Source organism: Roseovarius sp., from assembly GCF_018066915.1.
Lineage (GTDB): Bacteria > Pseudomonadota > Alphaproteobacteria > Rhodobacterales > Rhodobacteraceae > Roseovarius.
In genome coordinates this window covers 1-5,654 of record NZ_JAGPVV010000257.1, presented here as the reverse complement: position 1 = coordinate 5,654, position 5,654 = coordinate 1, and the positions used below count along the sequence as shown (strand labels likewise).

The window sequence follows — 5,654 nt, the reverse complement described above, 5'->3', positions numbered from 1 at the left end:
CGGCAGTACCGCGGGATTGGTCGCTTGTAGGGCGCTGCATCAGGCCCAAATGCTGCATCTTGTGAAGATGTTACGACTTGGAAACCAAATGTGACATCCGGGGCAAGTTGTTGCCGATCCCGTTTTCGCCCTCTCCGGGCTGAATTCAAGCGGTTCCGCCGCACCGCCATAGAGGTGGAAATCCTCGGACTGCCGTGGCTTGGGACAGGGGGGCACGACGGGACATCGGAACGAGAACCGAGGAGTGAGCCGAAATGGCAGGAACGCATCGTGCAAAGGTGTCCGAATGTGCGGGACGCGCGTGGCACCGGTGCGCGGACAGGCGTACGAACATAGTAAGAAGTGCGCTGCATATCTTTGTTATTAATAGATTTATTCATATACTCTTTGGGTCATGTGGTGCCGGGTCATGCCCGCATCACACGGGGCGCAGGGCGTCACCCCACAGCAGGGGTACACCGGCGCGGGCGTCAACACGCGCCGCAAATTGCAGTCACATCGCCAGTGCAACCTGCGCCCGAACCAAGGCAAGAGTATGGCCCTGACACAAGGTGCCAGAGAGCCCGGACATGACACCGCGCGCGGGCCTCGGAGCCAGTCCAGAGCGTCTTTGCGGGCCTTGCGGCGGCGGGCCAAGTCCTTGACCTGAAACGCCAGCTTGTGCCAGTAGACCGCCAAATGCCATATACTTGGTATGACAGAGGGCAAACCGACAGCAGTCGGAAGCGAAACAAGGAAAATTGGGATGCAGGCGACAGGCAGTTCGCACAGTCTCGCGTTGCGGCGCGGAGAGTTCACGACGTTGATCGAGGCGCTCGATTATGCCGCCAAGGGCGACACAGGCGTCAACTTCTATAATGCGCGTGGCGAGCTTTATGCAACCTCCACCTATGCCGATTTGCAGACCGAGGTGATCGCGCTCGCGCGGCGGCTGTTGGGTCTGGGTCTTGAGCCGGGGGCGCGGGTTGGTCTTGTGGCCGAAACCTCGCCGCATTTCGTGCGCTTCTTCTGGGCCTGCCAATATGCCGGGCTGGTGCCCGTTCCGCTGCCGGCCACCATGCATATCGGCGGTCATGCCGGCTATGTCGCACAGTTGCGCGGCCTGATAGAGAATTGCGGCGCGGCGGTGGCGATGGCCCCCGTCGAATGGATGAGCTTTTTGCAAGAGGCGACCAGCGGTCTGACGCTCAGCTTTGTCGGCGCGCCCGAGGATTTCGATGCTCTGACGCCCTCGACCGCGACCTTGCCGACGGTGGCACCGGACAGCATCGCCTATATCCAATACACATCGGGCAGCACGCGCTTTCCGCGCGGCGTGGTCATCGACCACAAGACCGTTCTGGCCAATATCAACGACATGGCGACCCACGGTCTCAAGATGACCGATGACGACCGCTTTGGCTCGTGGTTGCCGTTCTATCATGACATGGGCCTTGTCGCCTTTATCATGATGCCGATGGCGACCCAACGTTCGGTCGATTTCCTTGGCACGCAGGATTTCGCGATGCGGCCGCGCAAATGGCTGGAAATGATGTCGGCCAACCGCACCACGATCACCTCTGGCCCGCCCTTTGGCTATGATCTTGCCGCGATGCGCGTGCGCCAGAGCGATGCCGAGCAATGGGACCTCAGCGCGCTGCGCGTGGCCTGTGTCGGCGCCGAGATGATCAATCCCGAGCCGCTCAACCGCTTTGCCGAGGCGCTGGCCCCCTCGGGGTTCAAATCGACCGCGTTCCTGCCCTGCTATGGAATGGCCGAATGCTCTCTGGGCATCAGCTTTGCCGGGCTCGATGAAGAGTTACAGATCGACTATGTCGATGCCGAAACCATGCAGGAAGACAGCATCGCCAAGCCGCTCGATCCGGAAGAGGCGCAGGCATCCAAGCGCCGCGTTGCGCGGTACGTGGATTGCGGCGCGCTTCTGCCCACGTTTGAAATTTCGATCCGCGATGAGCATGGCAAGGATCTGCCCGAGCGTCAGGCCGGTGTGATCCACCTGCGCGGCCCCAGCGTGATGAGCCACTATTTTCAGGAAGAGGCAATCACCCGCGAATGTCTGAGCGAAGACGGCTGGCTTGACACCGGCGACATCGGGTATCTCGCAAATGGTCGGCTCTTTGTCACCGGGCGGCGCAAGGACATGATCATCATCCACGGGCGCAACATCTGGCCCGAGGATCTGGAATATCTGGCCAAGACGCAGCCGGGCGTGAATTATACCGATGCCGCTGCCTTCTCTGTGCCCTCTGAAGTGGACCAGCAGGAAACGGCTGTGCTGGTGGTGCAATGCCGCGAGCGCGACGAGATCAAGCGCGCACGTCTGGTGAAAACCATTGCCTCGCTCGTGCGGTCTGAATTCGGGATCGACGTCGTGGTCGAACTGGTGCCAACCCGCACCTTGCCGCGCACCTCGTCGGGCAAGCTGGCACGGGCACGGGCGCGGCTCGATTATCTCGGGCGGCGTCAGGCGGCCAAGGTTGCGCATCAGCCGGAACCGGCCAAAGGCCTGCCCATGGACGAGGCGATGCCGCAGGTCCGTTACATCGCATGACCGGCCCGGTGGCCGTCACGGGCGCCTCCGGCTTTGTCGGGCGCGCCCTGATCGGACAATTGCTGGCTGCCGAACGCCCGGTGCGCGCGCTGGTGCATCGTCAGGGTCTGGGGATCACCCATCCGTTGCTGGACACGTTGACGGGGGGCCTGTCGGACAAGGCGGCATTGGCCAAGCTGATGGCGGGCGCGCAATCGGTCGTTCATGTGGCGGGGCAGGTGCGCGGACGTGATCTGGCGGATTTTCTGGGCGTGAATGCCGATGGCGTGACCCATGTGGCAGAGGCCGCGACTATGGCGGGGCTGCGCCGCGTGATCCTCATCTCCTCGCTCGCGGCGCGCGCGCCGCATCTGTCGCCCTATGCCGCGAGCAAGCGCATGGGCGAAGAGCGGTTGGCGCAAGCGGCACTGGGTGCGGGGTTTACCTCTGCCATTCTGCGCCCGCCTGCGATCTACGGCCCCGAGGACCGCGAACTCGTGCCGCTCTTTCAAACGATGGCGCGGGGCATCGTGCCCTTGCCGGGTGTGGCCGGTGCGCGGGCCTCGCTCTTGCATGTCGATGACCTTGCGCGCGCCATCGTCAAACTTCTGGACAGCCCGGCAGAGGCTACCTATGAACTCGACGACGGGCATGGCGCGGGCTACAGCTGGGACGAGATCGCGACCATTGTCGAACGGGTTGCGGGGCGCGGGCGCGGCTGGCGCGTGAAACTGCCGGGGGGCGTTTTGCGGGCGGTGGCCACAGGCAATCTGCTGGCCTCAAAGCTCTTGGGCTACAGCCCGATGCTGACGCCCGGCAAGGTCAATGAACTGCGCCACCCCGATTGGGTGTGCGACAACACCGAAATCAGCCGCGACACCGGGTGGCAACCGCTGATTTCTCTGGAAAATGGGCTATCCTCGATCCTGCGCGGGACGCCGTTGAAAATTGATAGGGGCATCACCAATGTCACATGACACCCAAGACCTTGAACAGGAAATCCTCGACGTGCTGTTCGAGCGTCTGTCGAAATTCCCGGTGAAATCCGGCACATTGACCGCGGACACCAGCCTTGTCGCTGATATGAGCCTCGATTCCGTCAACATGATGGAATTGCTGATGGAGGTGGAGGACACGTTCGACGTGAGCTTTCCGCTCAACATGATGGCCAATGTCGACACGGTCCAGAACCTAGCCGATCAGATCAAACTGCTTGTGGAGAAAAAATCATGAGCATTTCAGACCGCTTTGCCGAACTGGCGCATCTGCGTGACGCATTGGGCGCGGAAGAGGCCGATCCCACCCGCATCGTGATGGAAAAAATCCTCTCGCCAACCGAGGCGATGATTGCGGGCCGCCCGACCATCCTCGTGGGCACCAACAACTATCTCGGCCTGACCTTTGATCCGACCGTTCTGGCCGCCGCAAGTGCGGCGCTGCACGAGCAGGGCAGCGGCACCACCGGATCGCGCATGGCCAACGGCAGCTTTGCCTGCCATGCCGCGCTCGAGCGGTCGTTCGCAGACTTTTATGGCGTGCCGTCGGCCATGGTGTTTTCCACCGGCTATCAGACCAATCTCGGTCTCTTGATGGGCATCCTGCGCCCCGGCGACAAGGTCGTGCTGGATAGTCATAGCCATGCCTGCATCTATGACGGCTGCCGCATCAGCGGGGCCGATTTCCTTGCCTTCCGCCACAATGACCCCGAGGACCTGCGCAAGCGGTTGCGGCGTCTGGGGGATGACGCCAAGGGCGCGCTGGTGATTACCGAGGGGCTCTACAGCATGTTGGGCGATACTGCGCCGCTCGCCGAGCTGTGCGCCATCGCCAAGGAATATGGCGCGTGGTTCATGGTCGATGAGGCACATTCCTTTGGCGTCTACGGAGAGCGCGGCTTGGGCCTCTGCGAAGAGGCGGGTATTCTCGATCAGGTGGATTTCATCACCGGCACCTTCTCCAAGAGCCTTGCCTCGCTGGGCGGCTTCTGTGTGAGCCGTCATCCCGAGTTGCAATTGCTGCGCTATGGCAGCCGTCCCTATATCTTTACCGCCTCGCCCAGCCCTGCCAGCATCGGCGCTGCTGCGGCGGCGCTTGAGGCGATCCGCACACGGCCGGAACTCAAGGCCAATCTCTGGGCCAATGCCACGCGCCTGCATGACGGGTTGAGTGCGGCGGGCTATGAGTTGGCCGCACCCGTAAGCCCGGTCATCGCGGTGCGCGTGCCCTCGCGCGAAGAAGGTGCGCGGATCTGGAACGCGCTGATGGAGCATGGCGTTTACGTCAACCTCGTGCTGCCGCCTGCCGCACCCGAAGGGGCCGCGCTTTTGCGGTGCAGCCTGAGTGCGGCGCACAGCTTTGATCAGATCGACGCCATCATCGCGGCGTTCAAGACGGTCGCGCCCGAGGTGGCCACAGGCGGCGCCCAGAGCACGGCAGCGCAGTAAATCAGCGGGCCGGGTTCTGTCCGGCACGTCCAACCTTGGGCGGACATCAGGCAGATGACAGGGCAGGTGCGATCCGACCCAGAGACAGGTGACGGTATCACGCTGGCGCATCTGTCGGACCCGCATTTGCCGCTACCTGCGCCGGTGCCGTGGCGCGCCGTGCTGAACAAGCGGGCGCTCAGCCTCTTGTCGTGGCACCGCAAGCGCCGCCATCATCACCGGCCTGAAATCCTGGCATCGCTCATGGCCGATCTGCAGGCGCATCATCCCGACCTGATCGCGGTGACGGGGGATTTGACCAATCTCGGGCTGGCGCAGGAATATCGCGCGGCGCGTCGCTGGCTGGATAGCTTGGGCGATCCGGCGCGGGTGATGGTCATTCCCGGCAATCACGAGGCGCTCGTTGCGGGCGCGTGGGAGGTGGGCGCCGCCCAGTGGCACCCCTATTGGCAGGGCGATGCCGCAGCCGTGACGGCCCATGTGCCCGACGCCTTTCCGTATGTGCGGCGGCGGGGGATGCTGGCCCTGATCGGGGTTTCGAGCGCCGTGGCCACCCCCCCGGCCTTTGCCAGCGGTGCGGTCGGTCCGGCGCAATTGGCGCGTCTGGCCCTCATGCTGCGTGCGGCGCGCGACGCTGGCCTCTGCCGGGTGCTGATGATCCATCACCCGCCGCTCGACGG

The 5,654-nt window shown here is 63.3% G+C and carries 5 protein-coding genes; all 5 read left to right on the top strand.

All coding sequences use genetic code 11. The features are described from left to right. Positions 1-745: 745 nt before the first annotated feature. Positions 746-2,551 (top strand): fatty acyl-AMP ligase, encoded by a 1,806-nt coding sequence (locus tag KBT70_RS14205; protein WP_296634971.1) that lies wholly within the window; start codon positions 746-748, stop codon positions 2,549-2,551. Beyond that, positions 2,548-3,507, top strand: coding sequence for an NAD(P)-dependent oxidoreductase (locus KBT70_RS14200; RefSeq protein ID WP_296634968.1), 960 nt, complete (start codon positions 2,548-2,550; stop codon positions 3,505-3,507). Before KBT70_RS14205 ends, KBT70_RS14200 begins: the two co-directional genes overlap by 4 nt. Further along, on the top strand, positions 3,497-3,763 hold the full coding sequence (locus tag KBT70_RS14195; protein ID WP_296634964.1) for an acyl carrier protein: 267 nt from the start codon (positions 3,497-3,499) through the stop codon (positions 3,761-3,763). The genes KBT70_RS14200 and KBT70_RS14195 overlap by 11 nt, the downstream gene beginning before the upstream one ends. Then, entirely contained in the window at positions 3,760-4,974 is a 1,215-nt protein-coding gene (locus KBT70_RS14190; protein ID WP_296634960.1) for an aminotransferase class I/II-fold pyridoxal phosphate-dependent enzyme, read from the top strand. Before KBT70_RS14195 ends, KBT70_RS14190 begins: the two co-directional genes overlap by 4 nt. Positions 4,975-5,028: 54 nt before the next feature. Then, the coding region (locus KBT70_RS14185; protein WP_296634958.1) for a metallophosphoesterase at positions 5,029-5,654 on the top strand (626 nt) is incomplete at its 3' end.

What these genes read in the sequence shown, in the direction of transcription:
- KBT70_RS14195 (WP_296634964.1), top strand. Translation starts at nt 3,497, where the DNA reads ATGTCACATGACACCCAAGACCTTGAACAGGAAATCCTCGACGTGCTG.
- KBT70_RS14190 (WP_296634960.1), top strand. Translation starts at nt 3,760, where the DNA reads ATGAGCATTTCAGACCGCTTTGCCGAACTGGCGCATCTGCGTGACGCA.
- KBT70_RS14200 (WP_296634968.1), top strand. Translation starts at nt 2,548, where the DNA reads ATGACCGGCCCGGTGGCCGTCACGGGCGCCTCCGGCTTTGTCGGGCGC.
- KBT70_RS14205 (WP_296634971.1), top strand. Translation starts at nt 746, where the DNA reads ATGCAGGCGACAGGCAGTTCGCACAGTCTCGCGTTGCGGCGCGGAGAG.